The organism is Providencia lanzhouensis (assembly GCF_050469745.1).
Lineage (GTDB): Bacteria > Pseudomonadota > Gammaproteobacteria > Enterobacterales > Enterobacteriaceae > Providencia > Providencia lanzhouensis.
In genome coordinates this window covers 3,380,296-3,402,173 of the sequence record NZ_CP174123.1, presented here as the reverse complement: position 1 = coordinate 3,402,173, position 21,878 = coordinate 3,380,296, and the positions used below count along the sequence as shown (strand labels likewise).

General features: G+C 44.9%; 21 protein-coding genes. 20 read left to right on the top strand and 1 reads right to left on the bottom strand.

Annotation, left to right across the window (positions count from 1 at the left end; all coding sequences use genetic code 11):
• Nucleotides 1–64 precede the first annotated feature (64 nt).
• The 18 genes from hypF to ACIH2S_RS15845 all read left to right on the top strand — a co-directional run bounded on the left by hypF (nucleotide 65) and on the right by ACIH2S_RS15845 (nucleotide 19,025).
• A complete protein-coding gene (gene hypF, locus ACIH2S_RS15930; RefSeq protein ID WP_108478452.1) occupies nucleotides 65–2,347 on the top strand; it encodes a carbamoyltransferase HypF in 2,283 nt (760 codons plus the stop codon).
• A 619-nt stretch (nucleotides 2,348–2,966) separates the two neighbouring features.
• Complete coding sequence (gene hybO / locus ACIH2S_RS15925) at nucleotides 2,967–4,085, top strand: hydrogenase 2 small subunit (RefSeq protein WP_036956217.1); 1,119 nt, start codon at nucleotides 2,967–2,969, stop codon at nucleotides 4,083–4,085.
• A 2-nt stretch (nucleotides 4,086–4,087) separates the two neighbouring features.
• Nucleotides 4,088–5,143 (top strand): hydrogenase 2 operon protein HybA, encoded by a 1,056-nt coding sequence (gene hybA / locus ACIH2S_RS15920; RefSeq protein WP_036956220.1) that lies wholly within the window; start codon nucleotides 4,088–4,090, stop codon nucleotides 5,141–5,143.
• A complete protein-coding gene (hybB, locus tag ACIH2S_RS15915) occupies nucleotides 5,130–6,317 on the top strand; it encodes a Ni/Fe-hydrogenase cytochrome b subunit (protein ID WP_036956223.1) in 1,188 nt (395 codons plus the stop codon). Before hybA ends, hybB begins: the two co-directional genes overlap by 14 nt.
• Nucleotides 6,314–8,017 (top strand): hydrogenase 2 large subunit, encoded by a 1,704-nt coding sequence (gene hybC / locus ACIH2S_RS15910; RefSeq protein ID WP_430247707.1) that lies wholly within the window; start codon nucleotides 6,314–6,316, stop codon nucleotides 8,015–8,017. Before hybB ends, hybC begins: the two co-directional genes overlap by 4 nt.
• Entirely contained in the window at nucleotides 8,017–8,511 is a 495-nt protein-coding gene (locus tag ACIH2S_RS15905) for a HyaD/HybD family hydrogenase maturation endopeptidase (protein WP_430247705.1), read from the top strand. Before hybC ends, ACIH2S_RS15905 begins: the two co-directional genes overlap by 1 nt.
• A gap of 7 nt (nucleotides 8,512–8,518) precedes the next feature.
• Nucleotides 8,519–9,004 carry a hydrogenase-2 assembly chaperone gene (hybE, locus tag ACIH2S_RS15900; RefSeq protein WP_108478511.1) on the top strand — a complete coding sequence of 162 codons (486 nt, stop codon included), beginning with the start codon at nucleotides 8,519–8,521 and terminating at the stop codon, nucleotides 9,002–9,004.
• Nucleotides 9,004–9,345 (top strand): hydrogenase maturation nickel metallochaperone HypA, encoded by a 342-nt coding sequence (gene hypA, locus ACIH2S_RS15895; RefSeq protein ID WP_006659165.1) that lies wholly within the window; start codon nucleotides 9,004–9,006, stop codon nucleotides 9,343–9,345. Before hybE ends, hypA begins: the two co-directional genes overlap by 1 nt.
• 126 nt (nucleotides 9,346–9,471) lie before the next feature.
• Complete coding sequence (gene hypB / locus ACIH2S_RS15890; protein WP_108478455.1) at nucleotides 9,472–10,584, top strand: hydrogenase nickel incorporation protein HypB; 1,113 nt, start codon at nucleotides 9,472–9,474, stop codon at nucleotides 10,582–10,584.
• Complete coding sequence (gene hybG / locus ACIH2S_RS15885) at nucleotides 10,575–10,871, top strand: hydrogenase maturation factor HybG (RefSeq protein ID WP_036956233.1); 297 nt, start codon at nucleotides 10,575–10,577, stop codon at nucleotides 10,869–10,871. The genes hypB and hybG overlap by 10 nt, the downstream gene beginning before the upstream one ends.
• Nucleotides 10,855–11,967, top strand: coding sequence for a hydrogenase formation protein HypD (gene hypD, locus ACIH2S_RS15880; protein WP_430247703.1), 1,113 nt, complete (start codon nucleotides 10,855–10,857; stop codon nucleotides 11,965–11,967). Before hybG ends, hypD begins: the two co-directional genes overlap by 17 nt.
• Nucleotide 11,968: 1 nt before the next feature.
• Complete coding sequence (gene hypE, locus ACIH2S_RS15875) at nucleotides 11,969–12,994, top strand: hydrogenase expression/formation protein HypE (protein WP_272535150.1); 1,026 nt, start codon at nucleotides 11,969–11,971, stop codon at nucleotides 12,992–12,994.
• A 69-nt stretch (nucleotides 12,995–13,063) separates the two neighbouring features.
• Nucleotides 13,064–14,644, top strand: coding sequence for an ABC transporter substrate-binding protein (locus ACIH2S_RS15870; RefSeq protein WP_036956238.1), 1,581 nt, complete (start codon nucleotides 13,064–13,066; stop codon nucleotides 14,642–14,644).
• Nucleotides 14,644–15,612 carry an ABC transporter permease gene (locus ACIH2S_RS15865; protein WP_036956240.1) on the top strand — a complete coding sequence of 323 codons (969 nt, stop codon included), beginning with the start codon at nucleotides 14,644–14,646 and terminating at the stop codon, nucleotides 15,610–15,612. The genes ACIH2S_RS15870 and ACIH2S_RS15865 overlap by 1 nt, the downstream gene beginning before the upstream one ends.
• Nucleotides 15,609–16,421 (top strand): ABC transporter permease, encoded by an 813-nt coding sequence (locus ACIH2S_RS15860; RefSeq protein WP_108478459.1) that lies wholly within the window; start codon nucleotides 15,609–15,611, stop codon nucleotides 16,419–16,421. The genes ACIH2S_RS15865 and ACIH2S_RS15860 overlap by 4 nt, the downstream gene beginning before the upstream one ends.
• A complete protein-coding gene (locus tag ACIH2S_RS15855; protein ID WP_036956244.1) occupies nucleotides 16,415–17,200 on the top strand; it encodes an ATP-binding cassette domain-containing protein in 786 nt (261 codons plus the stop codon). The genes ACIH2S_RS15860 and ACIH2S_RS15855 overlap by 7 nt, the downstream gene beginning before the upstream one ends.
• A gap of 4 nt (nucleotides 17,201–17,204) precedes the next feature.
• Nucleotides 17,205–17,801: an ATP-binding cassette domain-containing protein gene (locus ACIH2S_RS15850; protein ID WP_195848027.1), complete on the top strand. Its 597-nt coding sequence runs from the start codon at nucleotides 17,205–17,207 to the stop codon at nucleotides 17,799–17,801.
• Nucleotides 17,802–17,975: 174 nt separating this feature from the next.
• The gene (locus ACIH2S_RS15845) at nucleotides 17,976–19,025 is read left to right on the top strand and encodes an Abi family protein (protein ID WP_430247702.1); all 1,050 of its coding nucleotides are present in this window, start codon (nucleotides 17,976–17,978) and stop codon (nucleotides 19,023–19,025) included.
• Here ACIH2S_RS15845 and ACIH2S_RS15840 read toward each other — a convergent pair whose 3' ends face one another.
• Nucleotides 19,026–19,919 carry a LysR family transcriptional regulator gene (locus tag ACIH2S_RS15840; protein ID WP_430247701.1) on the bottom strand — a complete coding sequence of 298 codons (894 nt, stop codon included), beginning with the start codon at nucleotides 19,917–19,919 and terminating at the stop codon, nucleotides 19,026–19,028.
• Between the two features lie 98 nt (nucleotides 19,920–20,017).
• Here ACIH2S_RS15840 and ACIH2S_RS15835 point away from each other — a divergent pair, with 98 nt between their 5' ends.
• Both ACIH2S_RS15835 and ACIH2S_RS15830 read left to right on the top strand, forming a co-directional pair.
• The gene (locus ACIH2S_RS15835) at nucleotides 20,018–21,349 is read left to right on the top strand and encodes an MFS transporter (RefSeq protein ID WP_108478463.1); all 1,332 of its coding nucleotides are present in this window, start codon (nucleotides 20,018–20,020) and stop codon (nucleotides 21,347–21,349) included.
• Nucleotides 21,350–21,742, top strand: a complete 393-nt coding sequence (locus tag ACIH2S_RS15830; RefSeq protein ID WP_430247700.1) for a hypothetical protein — start codon at nucleotides 21,350–21,352, stop codon at nucleotides 21,740–21,742.
• Nucleotides 21,743–21,878: the final 136 nt, after the last annotated feature.

The following is a 21,878-nucleotide window of genomic DNA, read 5'->3' as shown; positions in this document are numbered from 1 at the left end:
TGAACTCAGGTTATTTATACGTAGAAGCGCGAGAATAGCATCTCAGTCACCAGAGGGCATTAGAGTGAAAAACGGCATACAGTTACGTATCAAAGGAAAGGTTCAAGGGGTTGGATTCCGACCTTATGTCTGGCAACTTGCCCATCAATGTGCCTTGAATGGTGACGTCTGTAATGATGGCGAAGGTGTGCTGGTACGCCTGCTAGAGACTGCGGATATCCCTTTATTTACTCAACTTTTATATCAACACTGCCCGCCGCTTGCACATATTGAATCTATTCAATCCCAACCTTTTCAATGGGATGAGTTGCCAGAAAAATTCACGATTCGTCATAGTGGTGCAGGACGAATGGATACTCAGGTTATCCCCGATGCAGCAACCTGCAAAGCCTGCCGCGACGAGCTGTTTGACCCTGCGAATCGTCGCTATCATTACCCGTTTGCAAACTGCACCCATTGCGGTCCTCGTTTTACTATTATTCGTCAAATGCCCTATGACCGACCAAATACCTCAATGGCGGCATTTCCTTTATGCCCTGAATGTCAGCAAGAATATGAAAACCCAGCAGACAGACGTTTTCATGCTCAGCCAAATGCTTGTGCAACCTGTGGTCCTGAAATCCAGCTGTGTGACAAAAATGGCAAGGTTCTAGCGGTTCACCATCAAGCCTTAGAACAAACGGCGACGGACTTATTGAATGGCAAAATTGCAGCAATTAAAGGGCTTGGCGGTTTTCACCTTGCGTGTGATGCCACTAATTTCCATGTAGTTGAACAATTGCGTCAACGTAAACACCGTCCCAGCAAACCTCTGGCGGTAATGATCCCATCTCTCAACTGGCTAAAAGACCAAGGAGTTGATGTCACTGAAGGTTTACGTGCATTACTTGAAAGTGCGGCGGCACCGATTGTCCTTATTCACGCATGGGAGAATAGCGTATTAAGCGAAAATATCGCACCACATTTGCGGGAAGTGGGGGTAATGCTACCTTCCAACCCGCTGCAACATTTGCTGATGGCGCAGGTGAATAGGCCATTAGTGATGACCTCAGGAAATGCATCGGGCAAACCTCCGGTACTGACGGAGCAAACGGCTTTCACGGATTTAGCAAATATTGCAGACATTTGGCTGATGCATAATCGTGATATTGTGCAACGGGCGGATGACTCTTTAGTGCGTTACCATGCCGGAAAAGCGGAAATGTTACGCCGAGCCCGAGGTTATGTACCGGATGCTATTGACCTTCCAGCGGGCTTTGAAAACTCACCATCTATTTTGGCGCTAGGTGCGGATTTAAAAAATACCTTTTGTTTGCTTAGAGATAAAAGTGCGGTGATGAGCCAGCATTTAGGTGATTTGGACGATATCGATATTTATCAACAATATCAGCAATCTATTGCACTATTTGAGTCGATTTATCGATTTAAACCTGAATACCTAGTAGGGGATATGCACCCCAATTATGTTAGTCATCGTTACGGTAATACCTTAAGTGACCAGTTGAATATCCCGATGATGCACGTTCAGCATCATCATGCTCATATTGCGGCGGTGATGGCGGAATATGGAATTCCGTTAGGTAATGAAAAAGTAATTGGTTTGGCGCTGGATGGTCTCGGTTTTGGTGATGATAACCGGCTGTGGGGTGGTGAGTGCTTACTTGTCGATTATGCCTCTAGCCAGCACCTTGGTGGATTACCGCCAGTTGCCATGCCTGGGGGGGATCTAGCATCTCGCCAACCATGGCGTAACTTATTGGCCCATCTAGAAAAATTTGTGCCTGATTGGCAAACAAAGCCCATTGCTTCGGCGCTCGCTCCTTTTGCTTATCCACTATTACAAAAAGCGATTGCTAGAAAGCTTAACTGCCCAACCGCTTCATCGGCAGGACGATTATTTGATGCTATCGCAGCGGCATTAGGGATTTGTCCTCAGCAAACTAGTTGGGAAGGCGAGGGGGCTTGTCAGTTAGAAGCGCTAGCATTGCAAAGCTCAGTTCAGCAGCATCCTGTCACAATGCCGGTGGTGGATAATCAATTGGATTTAACCACCTTTTGGCATGAATGGTTGGCTTATGATGCGCCGAGAGCGGAACGAGCCCATGCTTTTCATCAAGCCTTGGCGCAAGGATTTGCGGATTTAGCGCTGCAACAAGCGAAACGGTATAGCATTCAACAAGTGGTGCTGTCTGGTGGCGTTCTGCATAACCAATTATTACGTCATTTGCTAATAGAGAATCTACAGCCTCTTGAGGTATTACATGCTCGTCAATTACCGATGGGAGATGGTGGACTTGCATTGGGGCAAGTTGCGATCGCTGCCGCAATATTGAAAAAAAATAACTGAGAATAATAGTCAGGCTTTATTTGTTTTTATTAGACATATATTAATAAATAAATTTAGCTTTATTTATTTTTGATATTCATTCGTATTTAATTTAATTGATATTAATTCTTATTTGTTTTTACCACAATAGTCATTATTGAAATAAGACGTTACTCGAAATTCGGTTAATTATACTTATCTATAAGACCTAATGGATGGATTTTTATTTTAACATCATGATATAACAACCTTTTGTTATCTTTTTTTAACATTTTATCTCCTATTTTTTTAAACAAATTGAAATCAGTATGAAAAGTTAAATAATCTTTTAACTCGTCGCTGAATCGATTTTTCTATCATAAATTTAAAAAAGACCAAATTTCTTATTGGCTCTTGATGAAGATCAAGTGATTAAAAAGCGGTAGGACTAGGATCTCATTTATATTTACACATCAGGTAATTCTAATAAGGCCTCAGCTTATTAGGTGTAATTGGTGAAGCGATTTTGAATACAAATAATACCTAAATTCCTATGCATATTTCTAATATGTGGCGGATTTTATTTATTTTTTGAATGCAAAATCGTAAAGAAAAATAGCCTAATAAATAGGCTCTAAGCCACTCATAATAGGAAATAGAAATGGCAGGAGATAACTCTATTCTTTCTCCCCATGGCATTAATCGCCGTGACTTTATGAAGTTGTGTACAGCGCTTGCTGCGACAATGGGGTTAAGTGGAAAAGCCGCCGCTCAAATGGCTGATGCGGTGAGTGATCCAGAACGTCCACCCGTCATTTGGATTGGTGCTCAAGAGTGTACAGGATGCACAGAATCGTTGCTGTGTGCGACTCACCCAACCCTCGAAAATTTAATTCTCGATACCATTTCTCTCGAATATCACGAAGTTCTCTCTGCGGCTTTTGGTGAGCAGGTTGAAGAGAACAAGCACAATGCTATTGAAAAATATAAAGGTAAGTATGTTTTAGTGGTCGATGGTTCGATTCCACTGAAAGATGATGGCATTTACTGCATGGTGGCAGGAAAACCTATCGTTGAGCATATCCGCATGGCTGCTGAAGGCGCGGCTGCGATTATTGCTATCGGCTCTTGCGCTTCTTGGGGCGGGGTTGCGGCAGCTGGGGATAACCCGACAGGCGCGGTTGGCTTAAATGAAGTTATCAAAGATAAAACCGTTATCAACATTCCGGGTTGCCCGCCAAACCCACATAACTTCTTAGCAACAGTTGCCCACTTGATCACCTATAACCGTCCACCAGCGTTGGATAGCAAAAATCGTCCAATGTTCGCGTACGGTCGATTAATTCATGAACACTGTGAACGCCGTCCACACTTTGATGCGGGGCGCTTCGCAAAAGAGTTCGGCGATGCTGGTCACCGTGAAGGTTGGTGTTTATACCATTTAGGCTGTAAAGGGCCAGAAACTTACGGCAACTGTTCAACCCTACAATTTTGTGACGTTGGCGGCGTGTGGCCAGTGGCAATCGGGCATCCATGCTACGGCTGTAACGAAGAAAATGTGGGCTTCCACAAAGGTATCCACCAATTAGCGAATGTGGAAAACCAAACACCACGTTCCGAAAAACCGGATTTGAATAACAAAGAAGGTGGACAAGTTTCTGCAACTGCCGTGGGCTTAATCGGTGGTGTAGTCGGTCTGGTGGCAGGTGTCAGTGTGATGGCTGTACGTGAGTTAGGGCGTCAAAAACGTCAAAATGATACCAACTCACGGGGAGAATAACCGTGGATAGACGAAATTTCCTTAAGCTCTCAGCTGGGGGAGCGCTGCTTGCAAGCACCACTTCGCCGAGCTTGGCGGGAGCGGAAAATAGGCCGCCAATTCCAAATGCGTTGGGCATGTTGTATGACTCGACACTCTGTGTTGGGTGCCAGGCGTGCGTCACCAAGTGTCAGGATATTAACCATCCTGAGCGCAACCCTGTTGGTCCTCAAACATGGTCAAACAATGACAAACTGACGCCATACACCAACAACGTGATTCAAGTGTGGAGCGATGGCTCAGGCTTGCATAAAGATCAGGAAAAAGATGGCTACGCCTACATTAAAAAACAGTGTATGCACTGCGTTGATCCTAACTGCGTCTCTGTTTGCCCTGTTTCTGCGCTCACCAAAGATCCGAAAACAGGCATCGTGCATTACGACCCTGATATCTGTACGGGTTGCCGTTATTGCATGGTGGGTTGTCCATTCAACATCCCTAAATATGCTTATGACGACAAATTTGGTGCCATCCATAAATGTGAACTGTGTAACCAAAAAGGCGTAGAACGCTTAGATAAAGGCGGTTTACCTGGTTGTGTTGAAGTGTGCCCAACAGGTGCGGTGATTTTTGGTACCCGTGAAGAGCTTCTCGCCGAAGCGAAAAAACGTTTATCGCTGAAAGCGGGTGAAGAGTATGGCTTCCCTCGCCAAACTGTCCATCACAATGACCCGAACGTGATGCCAGCACCGAAATACCAACAGCATATTTACGGTGAATTGGAAGGCGGTGGTACTCAGGTCATGGTGCTTTCTGGTGTGCCATATCAAAATCTGGGACTGCCAGAGCTAGATGAACTGGCAACCGGTGCACGCTCTGAAAATGTTCAGCACACCTTGTATAAAGGCATGGTTCTGCCTCTCGCGGCATTAGCGGGACTGAGTTTCTTAGTGTATCGCAATACCAAGAATCATGATTCTCATGACGACAAGTCTCATGGCAATAAAACGCATGACGACCAAAATCATGACGACCAAAATCCTAAGGACAAGGGGGACGACTCTAATGGCAACGCATGATAAAGAACAGCCGCTAGGTGGGCGTTTAGTCAGTTGGCCAGTGATTGTCTTCGGACCGTTTGTCATCCTGTGCCTGATTTTGATTGTAAAACGTTTAGTGTTTGGTCTGGGTTCAGTCTCTGACCTGAACGGCGGATACCCATGGGGGATCTGGATTGCCTTCGACTTACTGATTGGTACCGGTTTTGCCTGTGGTGGATGGGCGTTAGCGTGGGCAGTGTATGTCTTTAACCGCGGTGAATATCACCCGTTAGTACGTCCTGCACTGTTGGCGAGTCTATTTGGTTACTCTCTCGGTGGTTTATCTATCACCATCGACGTGGGTCGCTACTGGAACCTGCCTTATTTCTATATTCCAGGGTACTTTAATACCAACTCTGTGCTGTTTGAAACCGCAGTGTGTATGACTATCTACATTGGTGTCATGGCGCTGGAGTTTGCCCCTGCAATTTGTGAACGCTTTAATTGGAAAGTGTCATTAAAACGCCTGAATAAAGTGATGTTTTTCATCATCGCATTGGGCGCGTTACTGCCAATGATGCACCAATCTTCTATGGGTTCACTGATGATTGCCGCAGGGCACAAGGTTCATCCGATTTGGCAAAGCTATGAAATGTTGCCGTTATTATCGCTACTGACCGCCTTTATTATGGGTTTCTCCATTGTGATTTTTGAAGGCTCTTTATTGCAGTCAGCGTTAAAAGGGCAAGGGGCTGATGAACGACCTCTGTTTGTTAAGTTAACCAATATCCTTCAAGTGTTCTTAGTGCTGTTTTTGGTTTGCCGTTTCGGTGAACTGATTTACCGCGGCAAGATGCACTATGTGATGGCGATGGATTTCTACGCCATGATGTTCTGGATTGAGACTGCATTAATGGTGATCCCGCTGATTATCTTCCGTATGCCATCCCTGCGTACTGACTCAAGATGGTTATATATCAGTGGATTAAGCATGTTACTGGGTTCTGCGCTATGGCGTATGAGCTACTCACTGATCGCCTTCAATCCTGGCGGTGGATATGACTATTTCCCAACCGCAGAAGAGATATTAATTTCCATCGGTTTTGTGGCCATCGAGGTGTGCGCATACATCTTGTTAGTTCGCCTATTACCGATTATTCCAGCAATAAAAAAATCTAATTCAAGTCCTTCTCAGGCCCGAGGTAAAGCATGAGCCAACGTATAACTATCGACCCGGTAACTCGTATCGAAGGTCACTTACGCATTGATTGCGAAATCGAAGATGGAAAAGTCACTAAAGCGTGGGCATCCGGCACCATGTGGCGTGGTATGGAAGAGATTGTAAAAGGGAAAGATGCCCGCGATGCATGGATGATCATGCAGCGTATTTGTGGGGTTTGTACCACAGTTCACGGAATTATTTCTGTGCGTACCATTGAAAGCGCACTGAATCTTGAAGTGCCTGTTAACGCGCAATATATCCGTAATATGATTTTGGCTGCGCATACTATCCAAGACCATATTGTGCATTTTTATCAGTTATCTGCGCTGGACTGGGTAGACATTACTTCTGCATTAAAAGCTGACCCAACCAAAGCGGCGAATATGCTTAAAGGGGTCTCTACATGGTCGTTAAACAGCCCTGAAGAGTTCACCCGTGTTCAAAACAAAATCAAAGATTTAGTCGCCAGCGGTCAGTTAGGTATTTTCGCTAACGGCTATTGGGGTCACCCTGCGATGAAATTGTCGCCAGAAGTGAACTTAATTGCGGTGGCTCACTACCTGCAAGCGCTGGAATGTCAGCGTGATGCCAACCGTATCGTGGCACTGCTGGGCGGTAAAACACCGCATATTCAAAACTTAGCGGTGGGCGGTGTTGCTAACCCAATCAACCTTGATGGTCTTGGTGTACTTAACCTTGAGCGCTTAATGTACGTGAAATCCTTTATTGACCGTTTAGGGGATTTTATCGAGCAAGTGTACAAAATCGACGCGGCAGTGATCGCATCGGGTTATCCAGAATGGTTAGAAATGGGTAAAGGTGCCAAACATTATATGTGTGTACCTGAAATGCCAATGGACAACAAAAATGGCAGCTTCTTGTTACCGGGTGGTTATCTGGAAAATGGGGATTTCAGTACTTATCGCCCAATCACTAGCCACACTGATGAATACCTGATTAACGGTATTAAAGAGAGCAGCAAGCACGCATGGTACAAAGATAACGAGCCGCAAGCCCCTTGGGAAGGCTCCACTATTCCTGACTACACTGGCTGGGAAGATGACGGTAAATACTCTTGGGTTAAAGCACCAACCTTCTACGACAAAACCGTGGAAGTGGGTCCATTGGCTGACTTGCTGTGCAAACTGGCAGCGAAACATGAGCCAACTGAAAAACACTTTAACGATGTCGTCGGTTTATACCAAACCTTAACAGGCAACACGATCACTAAAGACCAGCTCGAATCAACATTAGGTCGCATTATTGGTCGTACAGTTCGTTGCTGCGTATTAAACGAAACCTTGTCTATTCAATGGCAAGCTCTGGTGGATAATATCGGTAAAGGCGATCACACCACCTTTATCAAACCAAACTTCCCACAAGATACGGTGATCAAAGGGGTTGGTTTTGGTGAAGTGCCTCGTGGTCTGTTATCCCACTGGGTGGTGGTAAAAGACGGTAAAATTGAAAACTATCAAGCGGTTGTTCCATCTACATGGAACTCGGGTCCACGTAATTTCAATGATGAACCAGGTCCTTATGAGCAGGCGCTAGTCGGAACTACGGTGGCTGACCCATCTAAACCATTGGAAGTCGTCAGAACGATCCACTCCTTCGACCCATGCATGTCTTGTGCGGTGCATATCGTCGATACAGAAGGCTCCGAAGTGACCAAGGTGAAGGTGCTGTAATGCGTATATTAGTCTTAGGTGTTGGCAATATTTTACTGAGTGATGAAGGCATCGGTGTGCGCATTGTTGAAGCACTCGAAGAGCGTTATCACTTACCAGAATGTGTTGAGGTATTGGATGGTGGAACGGCAGGCATGGAGCTGATTGGCGCTATGGCGGATCGTGACCATTTGATTATTGCGGATGTGGTGCTGTCGAGTCAGCAGCCCGGTAGCATTTTGGTACTGCGCGATGCTGAAGTACCCGCGCTGTTTACCCGTAAAATCTCACCCCATCAGTTAGGGCTTTCCGATGTGTTATCGGCGCTGCACCTAACCGATGAATTTCCGAAGCGTCTGACACTGGTGGGGATTGTGCCTGAGTCGTTAGAACCAGCAATTGGTTTAACAGAAACGGGGCAAGCCGCATTAGAGCCTGCACTGCAAAAAGTGATTGAAGTGCTACGCAATGAAGGGTTAGAGATTATCGCAAAAGAAGAGAGTCTACATGCCTAGTGAATCCATGCCAAAAGAAATCCAAGGTTACTCTCAAAACCCGCAGCCTCTGGTTCAGGCTGCTTTTGAACGAGTCGCTCAACAATCGATGCATGATTTGTCCTTCTTGCATCCGACAATGGGCATCTATGCCAGTGCATTTTCGTTATTTGAAAATCAATGGGTAGGGGCGGTTATCACCCCTTGGATGTTGAGTGCGATCATCCTGCCGGGCCCTGACCAATATTGGGAGCATCGTGTTGTTGGGGAGAAACTTGGTTTGATTCTCCCTTACGGCGAAATGACATACACCGTTGGGGAACTGGAAGGGCTAACTCAATATTTGGCGTGTTCATTAATGTCGCCATTAGACAGAAAGCTAACTGCAACGCAGGGTGAACATCTGGCTGATGACTGCGCGCGGATGTTGCTCTCTTTACCTGTGACGGATCCTAATGTCCCTAAATCGCCGGAACGTCGCGCTGTGTTCGCTCGTTATCTGGGAGACCAATAATGCATGAAGTCTCTTTATGCCAAAGTGCTGTTGAGATCATTGAACAGCAAGCTAGACAGCATCAGGTGAAAAAGGTGACCGGCGTTTGGTTGGAAATTGGTGCGCTCTCTTGTATTGAAGAGAGCGCCCTTCGTTTTTGTTTTGATATCGCGTGCCGCGGAACCGTGGCACACGGTAGTCAATTGCACATCCTGTATCGTCCTGCTCAAGCATGGTGTTGGGATTGTAGTGAAAGTGTTGATGTCCACACTCACGACGCCGCTTGCCCTAAATGTCACGGTTTTAACCTCAAAGTTGAGAACGGTGACAGCCTGCGAATCAAAGAATTAGAAATCGAATAGATTTTTGATCTAAGAACCTTTTGTGTGATTTAGAGCGAAAATTGTGAATTGACCTTGCGGTGAATCAACCTATTTTTCTGATGTTGCACTAAGCTAACTTCATCACTCACTTATGGAGTAATCATTATGTGTAGTACTTGTGGCTGTGCTTCGGGAGAGCGCAGAATTGAAGGTGATGAGCACCAACATCACCATGATCATGACCACCACCATGGACATGATCACCATCACCCTCATGACCATGATCATCACCATGATCACCATTCTCATGGACATGACCATGATCATCATGACCACGACCATCATCACCATGACCACTCTCATGCAGCAGAACATAGTGGTAAAACGGTGATTATTCATCATCATTATTATCATCAAGGTGATGTGAACCACTACTATCAATCTGAGCCCGAAACCTGTGGCGTGAAGATTGAAAAACATAAGCATAAACATAAGCACGAGCATCCGCATTCCCATGATCATCATCATCGTCATGAAGCAGAATCCACTTTTGCCCCCGCAGGTGATCACCATGACCTCGATTATGGACAAGGTGAAGCGGGAACTCATGCGCCGGGCATTAGCCAAAAACGCATGCTACAAATTGAGATGGATGTTCTGGATAAAAACAACCATCTAGCCGAGCACAATCGCGAAGATTTTGCGACAAAAAATATTTTGGCATTGAACCTCGTTTCAAGCCCTGGCTCCGGTAAAACCACCTTACTGACTGAAACCCTGTTGCGTCTGCGTGACAAATTGAACTGCGCGGTGATTGAAGGGGATCAACAGACTACCAATGATGCTCAGCGTATTCGTGAAACGGGCGTGCCGGCGATTCAAGTGAACACAGGCAAAGGTTGCCATTTAGATGCACAAATGGTGCATGATGCGGTTGACCGTTTAGGTTTGGATGAGAACAGCCTGCTATTTATTGAAAACGTTGGGAACTTAGTCTGTCCAGCGAGTTTTGATTTGGGTGAACGTCATAAAGTTGCGGTGCTGTCTGTCACTGAAGGTGAAGACAAGCCTTTGAAATACCCGCATATGTTTGCGGCGTCAGACATTATGATCCTTAATAAAATCGACTTACTGCCGTACCTGCATTTTGATGTAGACGCTTGTATTGCCAATGCAAAACGGGTGAATCCGAATATCCAAGTGATCAAAGTCTCTGCCACTAGCGGTGAAGGGATGGATGCTTGGTTAGCATGGTTGGAGACTCAACTATGTGCTTAGGAATTCCGGGCAAAATCGTCGCGGTGGGCGAAGATGTCCACCAATTAGCGCAAGTTGACGTCTGTGGAGTAAAACGCGATGTGAACATTGGGCTGATTTGTGAAGGGGACACCGCGGACCTGCTAGGTCAATGGGTCTTGGTACACGTTGGCTTTGCGATGAGTGTGATTAACGAAGAAGAGGCTCAAGCCACCCTTGATGCGCTAACGGCGATGAGCCAGTTAGACCATGAAGTGGGAGACTTTACAGGGCTAAATTCGGGAGCAACAGATGCAGTACGTCGATGAGTTTCGCGACCCTGCCTTGGCAAAAGCCTTATTGGCGCATATCCGCAAGCGTATTGCGGATATCCCAAGAGCCAAGCAGCGCCCATTACAGTTAATGGAAGTGTGTGGTGGTCACACCCACGCCATCTTCAAATTTGGTATTGACCAGCTTCTTCCTCCTGAAATTGAATTTGTGCACGGACCGGGTTGCCCAGTCTGTGTACTGCCGATGGGACGAATTGATGGCTGCATTGAAATTGCTGAACGTCCTGAAGTGATTTTCTGCACCTATGGCGATGCGATGCGTGTGCCGGGTAAAAATGGCTCTTTGCTGGATGCGAAACGCCGTGGTGCGGATGTGCGGATCGTTTATTCACCCTTAGATGCGTTAAATCTTGCCCAGCAAAATCCTGAACGTGAAGTGGTATTTTTCGGTTTGGGATTTGAAACCACCATGCCGAGTACCGCGCTGACACTACAACAAGCGCGTCTGCGCCAAGTGAAAAACTTTTCGGTATTTTGCCAACATATCACCATTATCCCAACCCTTCGTAGCCTGCTTGAACAGCCTGATGTGCGAATTGATGGCTTCCTTGCGCCGGGGCACGTCAGTATGGTGATTGGCGCTCATCCTTATCAATTTATTACCCAAGAATTCCATAAACCGCTGGTGGTCACTGGGTTTGAGCCTCTCGATATTTTGCAATCTCTTGCTATGTTGGTGGATCAAATTGCGGATGGTCGCTGTGAGGTGGAAAACCAATATAAGCGCATTGTGGCGGATGAAGGCAATCTGTTAGCGCTAAAAGCCTTGGACGATGTGTTTGAATTGAAAGCCACCAGTGAGTGGCGTGGATTGGGGGAAATTGCAGGTTCAGGTGTGCAGTTAACTCTTGATTACCAAACCTTTGATGCAGAGCTGCGTTTTAATATCCAGTCTCATCAAGTGTCGGATGACCCTCAAGCACGTTGTGGTGATGTGCTCACGGGGCGCTGTAAACCAAATGAATGCTCGCTGTTTGGGCAACGCTGTACACCACAAACGGCATTTGGCGCGTTGATGGTCTCTTCTGAAGGAGCCTGCGCCGCGTATTACCAATATCGTCGGGAGGCGTAAAATGAGCTCGGATTCTAAAAACGTGGTCACTATGGCTCATGGTAGTGGGGGCTTAGCCATGCAGCAGCTGATTGAACAGCTGTTTTTACAGGCTTTTGCTAACCAAGCTCTCGATGAACGCGAAGACCAAGCACGCCTTTCTCTCGCAGAAATGACCGCATTAGGTAACCGTTTAGCATTCAGTACCGATAGCTATGTGATTGACCCTATTTTTTTCCCGGGCGGCAATATAGGGAAACTGGCAGTTTGCGGTACGGTGAATGATGTAGCGGTTAGCGGCGCTGTTCCCAAATACCTCTCTTGTGGTTTTATCCTTGAAGAAGGTCTGCCACTGTCAGATTTGCAAACCATTGTGGAATCCATGGCGGCAACCGCTAAAGCGGCGGGAGTGCAGATCGTGACGGGAGATACCAAGGTTGTACAGCGTGGCGCGGCGGATAAAGTGTTTATCAATACTGCGGGCATTGGCGTGATCCCAACCGAAATTCATTGGGGCGCTCAGCAAATTCAAGCGGGGGATAAAGTGATTGTCAGTGGAACACTGGGCGATCATGGTGCGACCATTTTAAACTTGCGTGAACAGTTAGGCCTGGAAGGTCAGCTTAGTAGTGATTGCGCGGTTTTAACCCCGATTATTGAGCCTTTGCGTGATATTGATGGTGTGCGTGCTCTGCGTGATGCCACTCGTGGTGGTGTAAATGCTATTTTGCATGAATTTGCGCAAGCCAGTGGTTGCGGTATTTCCATCAATGAAGGGGATTTACCCGTTTCTTCCGCCGTTCGTGGCGTGTGTGAGTTATTAGGTTTAGAACCCCTTAATTTTGCCAACGAAGGCAAATTAGTGATTGTGGTGAAACCCGATGTGGAACAGCAAGTTTTAGCCGTATTGCGTCAACATCCATTAGGCGTTAATGCCAAAACCATTGGTTGTGTGACAGAGAATAAACAGGTGAAGCTGGTGGGCATTTTTGGCGCTTCCCGACTGTTAGATCTGCCGCATAGCGAGCCATTACCTCGAATTTGTTAGTTATTTGTACCCTAAAAACGGTACCTGAAAAGGGTACCGAAATGAAAAAATCACCGGTTAGAGGGATATATGATTAAAAAATTAGCGGTTGCCATGTGTTTAATGGGATTTACCCTGCAAGCACAAGCGGCTGAGCCAGCATCATCTACACACACTTTACGACTTGCCATTGGCGCAGAACCCACTGAAGGTTTTGACCCAATGTTGGGTTGGAGCCACGGTAGTTACTTGCTCCTGCATAGTCCACTCTTAAAGCAAAAAGCGGATCTTTCTTGGCACAGTTATATGCTCGAAAGCTACACGCATAATGCGGATGGTAAAGAGTGGATACTGACCTTGAAAAAGGATCTGAAATTCTCGGATGGTTCACCGCTAACGGCAAAAGATGTGGTCTTCAGCTACAACAATGCGGCGGCGAGCGGCGGTAAAGTGGATATGGGTAATTTCGCGAAAGCCGAAGAAGTTAATCCGCTGACCGTGAAAATCACGTTATCCTCCCCACAAAGTACCTTTATCAATGTGTTGGGATCGTTAGGGATCGTCTCTGCGGATAAGTACGATGCAAAAACTTACGCGCATAAGCCGATTGGGGCAGGCCCATACCGTTTAGTGGCTTTCCAACCGGGTCAACAACTGATTGTTGAGCAAAACCCATACTATGCCGGTCCTAAAAATGATTACGGCAAAATGGTGTTTGTGTTCCTTGATGAAGATGCCGCATTTGCTGCTGCCCAGAGCGCTCAGCTTGAAGTTGTGCGCATTCCACCTGCCGTGGCAAGCAATGCTAATAATGTCCCTAACATGAAGCTAATTGAGCGTTACAGCGTCGAAAACCGCGGGATCTCATTCCCAATCCCGCCTGCTGGCGAAAAAGATGCGCAGGGCAACCCAATCGGTAATGATATCACCTCCGATGTGGCTATTCGTAAAGCCATTAACTATGCATTAGACCGCAAGTTGCTCGCGGAATCTGTTCTTGAAGGCTTTGCTGTTCCGGCTTATACCGGTGTTGCTGGGTTACCTTGGAATAACCCTAAATCGTCATTCAAAGATGGGGATTTAGACAAAGCGAAGGCCATTTTGGAAGAGGCTGGCTGGAAACTGAATAAAGACGGTTTAAGAGAGAAAAATGGCAAAGTGGCGAAACTCACTCTGTGGTATGCCAGTGGTGACACGACTCGCCGCGATTTAGCCCAAGCCATTCGCTCAAGCTTAAAACCGCTCGGTATTGAAATGGATTTAAAATCAGGTAGCTGGGAAACGGTTGAATTGCATATGCATGCTAACCCGACACTGTTTGGCTGGGGCAGCCTCGACCCAATGGAGTTAGTCCATAACTACAGCAGCAAAGCTGCGGGTGTCGGTTTCTATAACGCCGGTTACTATAAAAATCCTGCAGTGGATGAAATTATCGAAGAAGCATTGCGTCAGCCAGACCAGGATGCCGCGATCCCGTTATGGCAGCAAGTGGACTGGAATGGCAAAGTGGGCGTTGGCATTCAAGGGGATGCAGCATGGGCATGGTTGATGAATGTTCAGCATATTTACTTATCAAATCAATGTGTTGATTTAGGTAAAAGTGCTCCTGAAATTCACGGCTCTTGGTCTGTGTTGAATAACGTCGATGAATGGAAGTGGACTTGTAAGTAATGCGAACAACCTTTGGGCTTTTATTGCGATTTATCTGCTTATTAACGGTAACCGCGCTGGGGATTTTTATCCTACTAAGTTACTCGCCGATTGATCCGATCAAAGCCTATATTGGTAACGACTTGATGCATGTGCCCCCGGAGCAATACCCACTGATTGCAGCGCGTTGGGGGCTTGACCAACCGCTCTGGATGCAGTTCTGGCGCTGGTTTTCACAAATGCTTCAAGGGGATTTGGGGTATTCGATGTTGTACAATACCCCTGTTTTACAAGTGATTTCTGACCGTATTGTTCCGTCACTGGCTTTGCTCGGCAGTGCGTGGGTATTTTCCGGCGTGGTCGGGTTCGGGCTTGGGTTAGTTGCAGGGCGCTACTTAAACCGCTGGCCTGACAAAATCATTTCGGCATTTTGTTATTTACTCGCCTCAATCCCGGTCTTTTGGATAGGCTTATTGCTGCTGTCTCTGTTCGCGGTTTCTTTAAAATGGGCGCCAATTTGCTGCGCATGGCCAATAGGCTTAGATGAACAGACCGCCACATTCTCACAAAAAGTTCAGCATTTAATTTTACCCGTCATTGCCCTTGGCATGTTGGGCGTGGGTACCATTGCCTTACACACCCGCGCCAAAGTGGCTGAAGTGATGAATAGCGAATTTATTCATTACGCACAAGCGCAAGGGGATAAAGGCTGGTCAATGATGGGCTTCCATGTGCTTAAACACGCTATCACCCCTGCGATTTGCTTGCAGTTTGCCTCTGTCGGCGAGCTTTTTAGTGGCGCATTGTTGGCGGAGAAAGTGTTTGCGTACCCAGGGTTAGGACAAGCCACCATTGATGCTGGATTACGCGGAGATGTGCCATTGTTAATGGGGATTGTGATGCTGTGCGCCGTGCTGATTTTCTTCAGTAATACGATGGCGGATTTGCTATTGAAACGGGTGAATAAGGGAGTGATAAGAGAATCATGACCTATAATCCTAATCGCGCACTGATTAAATTAATCCTTTCATTAAGTTGCCTGATTTTATTAGGTGGCTACGCTTTTTGGTTGCTTTCGTCTGATATTGAAATGAGCTTGCTCGATAGGCGACAGGCGCCGTCATTACTGCACTTATTTGGGACAGATAATTTAGGGCGCGATTTATTTGAGCGTACATTTCAAGGGCTTGCTACCAGTTTACAAATTGGTTTAACCGCGTCGATAACCAGCGGCATTATCGCCTTGGTGATGGCGGGGTTATCTTCGCTCAATAAAAGCATGGATTATGTAGTACGCGGTATTATTGATGCGCTCCTTGCTCTACCACATTTACTGCTATTGGTGCTGATCTGCTTTACGCTGGGTGGCGGAAAGATGGGGGTGATTTGGGCGGTGGCATTAACCCACTGGCCTAAACTGACATTAATCTTGCGTTCAGAACTGCTACGGGTTCAGCAAACTGATTACATCATGCTATCCCATCGTATAGGTAACAGCGCGTTTGAGCGTTTACGCTACCATTATTTACCGATGTTACTTCCTCAATGGATGGTCGGGACATTATTAATGTTTCCGCATTCTGTGTTACACAGCGCCGCACTAAGTTTCCTCGGGTTCGGGCTCGCACCCCATGAGCCATCACTGGGTATCCTGCTTTCTGAAGCGTTACGTTATTTGAGTACTGGTGCATGGTGGATGGTCGTTTTCCCCGGTGCGGCATTGATGGGGTTAGTTCTACTATTTGACCAATTTGCGAAATCGGCTCAACAATTGTGGTTAAGGGGAGCAACATGCTGAAATTTGAAAATCTGACCATTGATGTGGCGCAATATCGTTGGTTGGGCAAAAAGCAATGGTCTCCATTACTGCAAGATATTTCATTGGATATTCAACCTGGTGAAATGGTGGCGCTGATTGGCGGCAGTGGTGAAGGCAAAAGTTTATTACTACAAAGCGCATTAGGATTATTGCCAGAGAATATGCGCTGCAAAGGGAATATCGAACTGAATGGTCAAGCCCTGACGGAGAAAACCAAATCTCAGTATCGCGGGAATTCGTTGTGCTATGTGCCCCAAGGGGTGAGTGCGTTAAATCCATTAATTCAGATTGGTCCTCAGCTCGAACGCGCCGCGGTACTCAGTGGGCAGCATATAAAAATGCACGATGTGGCACGACACCTACAAGAATACAGTTTGCAATCGAGCCTAGTGAATCACTACCCAAGCCAGCTCTCAGGAGGAATGGCAAAAAGGGTACTGGCGAGCAGCGCCACGCTTTCTCGCGCGGAATATATTCTCGCCGATGAGATCTCTTCATGGCTGGATGATGAGCATGCTGCGCAGTTGCTCGATAATATCAAATCCTTATGCCGCGATGGCCGCGGTGTGTTATGGGTAACTCATGACCTTTCTATGGCGGTGCGTTTCGCCGATCGCGTGGCACTACTGCGTAATGGTGCGCTTGAAGAAGTACTGAGTAGCCAAAAACTCAAACAAGGTGGTGGCGGACAATGGATCCAATCTTTATGGAATGCCCTGCCTGAACATCAATTTATGATGTTGGATGAGTGGAGGTAGCCAGATGCTAGAGATTCAAAATCTGCGTATTGAGCAAGCGGGTAGGACATTGTGGGATAACCTGAATTTGTCATTAGCAGACAATGAACGGCTGGGTATTTCCGCTCCCAGTGGATTTGGGAAAACGACGCTAGGACGTGTGCTGGGTCAGTGGCAACAACCAACACATGGACAAATTTTATTGAATGGTGCGCCAGTTCCCCATCGCGGTTATTGCCCAATCCAGCTAGTCCCCCAGCACCCAGAAAAAAGCTTTAATCCCTATCGTACCGTGGGTTCCAGTGTTCGTGATGCGTGGGAACCGGATGCCCAATGGTTAGATTATCTTTCCATCAAACCGCAATGGTTAGAGCGACGCCCCAGCGAGTTATCGGGCGGAGAACTGGCGCGGGTAGCTTTACTTCGCGCCCTCGATCCTCGTACCAAAGTGTTGATCGCCGATGAAATCACAGCCCAATTAGATGCCCATCTTCAAAAGGAAGTGTGGCAGCATTTGATCCGTATTTCACAGCAACGCCCTCTTGCGATGATTGTTTTTAGCCACAATAAAGCGCTGCTAGAGAAAGTATGTACCAAGGTGTGGACAGTGGCTCCACAATAGCGGTATTAGAGGTTTCGATATTGATTGGTTTATTTTAAAAAGGTTATGATGCCCTAGAAATGCGAAACCCCGAGAGGGACAATATGCCTATCTCGGGGCTCTAAATAGATTGTTGAGGGTGCATGTTTTACAGAGGGACCACATCAACTGCTCTGATAGGGATTCTAGAGGGATATGGCAGAAAGTCAAGTCACTTATATTTATGATAGTAATATAAATACAATAAAAGAAAATATTTCGGATAATCGATTTTCGGCTGATTTAAAGAAAGCGGGCTTTAATGAAATATATGCATTTAATTTATATTTATATAATGCCCGAATTTCCAAAGCCTTTTTATTTCCATTACATATGTTAGAGGTGTCATTAAGAAATCGAATCAATAGAATATTTAAAATATTATATGACGATGATTGGGCTAATCAACAGGCGTTTCGTTCTAATCTAACATCGGAAAGTTTAAATAGTCTTGATACCGCATTTAGACGGTGTGATATGAAGCATACTGAAAATGTCATTGCTGAGTTATCTTTCGATTTTTGGTCTAATTTATTTAGAGCAGAATATGACAGAGTGTTTTGGCAGAAAAATATGAAAGTATTGACGCCCCATCACATAACCACAAGAAAAGAATTTCAAAAGATAATTAAAAATATTAATAAACTTAGAAATAGAATTGCTCACTACGAGCCTATTCATGATTTAGATATTTCAACATTGCACTCTCAAGTAATTGACGTTATTAATTGGATTTCTTTAGAAACAAGTAGATGGGTTAAGCACTATTCCACTGTGAATGAAATGCTGCGTACATCACCTAGTCCGACTGGTGAGCCTAGACCACATTTTAGTGAACGATGTGATAATGACTTTATTGAAATAAATGAGAATATCTGTTTATCAGAAATACCTAAAGCAAGATTTATTTTAGTGAAGAATAAAGATGGCAAAGTTTTATCAGTTCTAGAACATAAAGATATTTTTAATTTTATAATAAATTTAATCGATGTTGATGGAAAAAGTATCGCTATAGATTTAACTGACTATAAATTTAAAAATATCTGTAAAGAATTAAGTTTAAATAATAATTATCATGAATGTGGGCATGAAGAGAGTTTCAGTAAAACAGCTATGATTTTTAAAAAATCAAAATCTCAGTTCATTTTAGTGAAAAGAACAGATGAAATTATAGGTGTCATTTCTAAATCTCATCGTAGATATTAATTATTCTTTTAACTTTCCCACCAAAAACTCAATAAATACCCGTGTCTTGGCGGGTAGAGTTTGGGTATTGGGATAAAGCAATTGAATGTTTTGTTTCGGTAGCTCGAATTCAGGCAACAACCGCACTAATCGCTGTGCTTTTAAATCTTCTTCAATCAGCCACGCGGGGCAAATAGCCGCACCTAATGAGGCTAATGCCAACTGGCGGATAGTTTCTGCTGAATTGGATTCATATTGGCTGTTTAATAAGGGCAACCCAAACTTTTCGCCGTGACAATTCTGCAGAATATATTGGCTATCTTGCAAATTCAGTAACGAATGTGTGACCCACGGAATATGCGCTAAGTCCTCGATATTTTTAATGGAGCATTGATTGGCAAACTGGGGTGTGGCGACCAAATAAATTGCATATTCTCCGAGCTTACGGGATTTTAATGAGGAGTTTTTTAAATTTCCTAATCGAATCGCAATATCGAGCTTTTCAGCTAATAGGTCATCAAAAGAAGAGTTAAAACTGTATTGTAGGCGTAGTTGAGGGTATTGCCGGCAAAATGCTGGGAGTAAAGGCAAAATATAGCGTTGCCCAAATTCATTGGTTGAAGAGAAACGTAATGTGCCAGTTATGTTGGTTGCTAAATTTTGGCTTCTCTCAAAGGCTTCCTCTATCTGTAATTGAATCCGTTTAAAATCATCATAAAAATATTTCCCCACCTCAGTGAGTGCAATATTGCGGGTATTTCGCACCAATAAGCTGACATTTAAGCTCTTTTCAAGCTGTTTAACATCAATACTGACCATCGAACGGCTTAGCTCTAAGATCTCTGCGGCTTTGGTAAATGAACCCGAGTCTACAACTTGAAGAAAGCTGGTAATTTGCTTGAGATTTTTTTGCATAATCCATTCGATTGTTTGATTGCGTTAAACAATGATTTTACTTCCTTTGCATCGACAGGAGAAGGGCGGCACTCTACTCTTGGCGACTGGAGGTAGCTATGTCATACCGTTATCAAATCGCTACAGTATTTCTTCTCGGCTTTTTCATTGATTGTATTAATATTTTTATGTCTGCCATTGCATTGCCAGATATCGCTTCGGCATTTTCGGCGAGCCAGTCGATGGTCTCTTGGGTGGCAAATGCCTATATTTTAGGGCTCGTACTCATTATGCCTGTCAGCCTGTGGTTAGCGGGTCGTTTGGGGGAGCGTAAGCTACTTGCTTACTCAATGCTGCTATTTTCCCTTTCCGTTGGGCTATGTGGATTTAGTGATTCTATTTATAGTTTGATTTTCTGGCGCTTTATTCAGGGAATTGCTGGGGGGTTATTAATTCCAGTTGGGCAGGCTTTAGTGTTTGCTCTATTTCCTAATCAAGAACGCCAAAAGATATCCACGATGATCATGACGGTTGCTTTAATTGCCCCAGCATTTTCTCCGGCAATTGGTGGCATGATTATCGATTCTCTTTCTTGGCGGTGGGTATTCTTTGCTAATCTTCCGTTCTCATTGCTGGCGGCATTGTTGGCTTGGTGCTGGGTAAAATCCAGTGAAAAGCAGGTGCGAGAAAAGCCCGATATTATTGGCTTGCTGTTAGTCAGTTTCAGTTTACTGAGCTTATTGATGTCATTTTCCTTTTATAATGATTACCAAAGTTTAGCCCTCGCATTATTGAGTTTTGCGCTTTCTGCCGCTTTGCTGATTGTATATTTACAGTACGCAAAGAAATGCCGAGCACCGATTTTAAACCTGCAATTACTCAAGAATTATAATTTACGTAATGGTTTTATTGTTTATTACGCGGTGCCGGGAATTTTTACGGGCGTTAATTTACTGAATATTTTTAATCTACAAAATAATATCGGATTTAATGCACAACAAACGGGCATGTTTATGCTGGTATATGCGGCGGGTGCTTTGATTTCCATGGTAACTGGCGGTTATTTTTATCATCGTCTAGGTAAGCGAAGCCTATTTATTGCGGGTATCGTTGTGCATAGCATTGGGATCTTGACTCTGTTTTGGGTCGATAACCAAAGCCAATTAATGTTGCTCATTATGGCTTATTTATTAATGGGAACAGGCGGTGGGATCAGTGCGAATACGGCGCAAATTAGTGCATTAATAGACTTTAAAGATAAGGATTTATTGCAAGGTAGTGTGTTGTGGAATATTAACCGTCAGGTGGCTTTTAGTGTGGGAACGGTGGTATTAATTTCCCTCTTTAACCTTGTTTCATTTTCTTCAGAGTTAGTTCGTTACCAATATACGTTTTTCATTGCAGCTATTCTGGGGCTGCTATCGTTAATTTCAGTCATTAAGGGAAAATAGATGGACGCTAAAATGTCGCTGGCAGTACAAAGTGTGATTGATTTACATGTGGTCATTGAGGATGTATTTACAGGGCCCAATCAGGGGGAGAGTTTAACGCTTTTACTGAATAGCTTTGCTCCTGATTTTAAAATGGTCACGATCCAAGGGCAGGGGATCGCCCACAAAGATGTCATTGCGTTGTTTAGTCAACTTGCTGGCAAAAAGCCTCATTTGACCATCGCAATTCAGAATATAGTGCCAATACAGCAGGTAGAGAGTGATTGCTGGATACAGTACCAAGAATTACAGACCAATGAAGGCGTTTCATCGTTACGAATCTCAACTGCGTGTATTCATGTTGAAAATGAAAAGTGCACTTGGAAATACCTGCATGAAACACCCGTAAAATAACCTAAGTTTTGAAAGAATAGTTACTTAGTGGAATATGAAACGGTCAATAGACCGTTTTTTTATACTTAGCTAACAAAGAATTTCTCATTTTAATTGCAAATAATTTTTATTCTCAATATTGATTGACCGTCGGTCA

Excerpts from the sequence above, each read along its gene's own strand:
- hybO (WP_036956217.1), top strand. The coding sequence starts at position 2,967 with ATGGCAGGAGATAACTCTATTCTTTCTCCCCATGGCATTAATCGCCGT.
- hybB (WP_036956223.1), top strand. The coding sequence starts at position 5,130 with ATGGCAACGCATGATAAAGAACAGCCGCTAGGTGGGCGTTTAGTCAGT.
- hybC (WP_430247707.1), top strand. The coding sequence starts at position 6,314 with ATGAGCCAACGTATAACTATCGACCCGGTAACTCGTATCGAAGGTCAC.
- ACIH2S_RS15905 (WP_430247705.1), top strand. The coding sequence starts at position 8,017 with ATGCGTATATTAGTCTTAGGTGTTGGCAATATTTTACTGAGTGATGAA.
- hybE (WP_108478511.1), top strand. The coding sequence starts at position 8,519 with ATGCCAAAAGAAATCCAAGGTTACTCTCAAAACCCGCAGCCTCTGGTT.
- hypA (WP_006659165.1), top strand. The coding sequence starts at position 9,004 with ATGCATGAAGTCTCTTTATGCCAAAGTGCTGTTGAGATCATTGAACAG.
- hypB (WP_108478455.1), top strand. The coding sequence starts at position 9,472 with ATGTGTAGTACTTGTGGCTGTGCTTCGGGAGAGCGCAGAATTGAAGGT.
- hybG (WP_036956233.1), top strand. The coding sequence starts at position 10,575 with ATGTGCTTAGGAATTCCGGGCAAAATCGTCGCGGTGGGCGAAGATGTC.
- hypD (WP_430247703.1), top strand. The coding sequence starts at position 10,855 with ATGCAGTACGTCGATGAGTTTCGCGACCCTGCCTTGGCAAAAGCCTTA.
- hypE (WP_272535150.1), top strand. The coding sequence starts at position 11,969 with ATGAGCTCGGATTCTAAAAACGTGGTCACTATGGCTCATGGTAGTGGG.
- ACIH2S_RS15870 (WP_036956238.1), top strand. The coding sequence starts at position 13,064 with ATGATTAAAAAATTAGCGGTTGCCATGTGTTTAATGGGATTTACCCTG.
- ACIH2S_RS15865 (WP_036956240.1), top strand. The coding sequence starts at position 14,644 with ATGCGAACAACCTTTGGGCTTTTATTGCGATTTATCTGCTTATTAACG.
- ACIH2S_RS15860 (WP_108478459.1), top strand. The coding sequence starts at position 15,609 with ATGACCTATAATCCTAATCGCGCACTGATTAAATTAATCCTTTCATTA.
- ACIH2S_RS15855 (WP_036956244.1), top strand. The coding sequence starts at position 16,415 with ATGCTGAAATTTGAAAATCTGACCATTGATGTGGCGCAATATCGTTGG.
- ACIH2S_RS15850 (WP_195848027.1), top strand. The coding sequence starts at position 17,205 with ATGCTAGAGATTCAAAATCTGCGTATTGAGCAAGCGGGTAGGACATTG.
- ACIH2S_RS15845 (WP_430247702.1), top strand. The coding sequence starts at position 17,976 with ATGGCAGAAAGTCAAGTCACTTATATTTATGATAGTAATATAAATACA.
- ACIH2S_RS15840 (WP_430247701.1), bottom strand. The coding sequence starts at position 19,919 with ATGCAAAAAAATCTCAAGCAAATTACCAGCTTTCTTCAAGTTGTAGAC.
- ACIH2S_RS15835 (WP_108478463.1), top strand. The coding sequence starts at position 20,018 with ATGTCATACCGTTATCAAATCGCTACAGTATTTCTTCTCGGCTTTTTC.
- ACIH2S_RS15830 (WP_430247700.1), top strand. The coding sequence starts at position 21,350 with ATGGACGCTAAAATGTCGCTGGCAGTACAAAGTGTGATTGATTTACAT.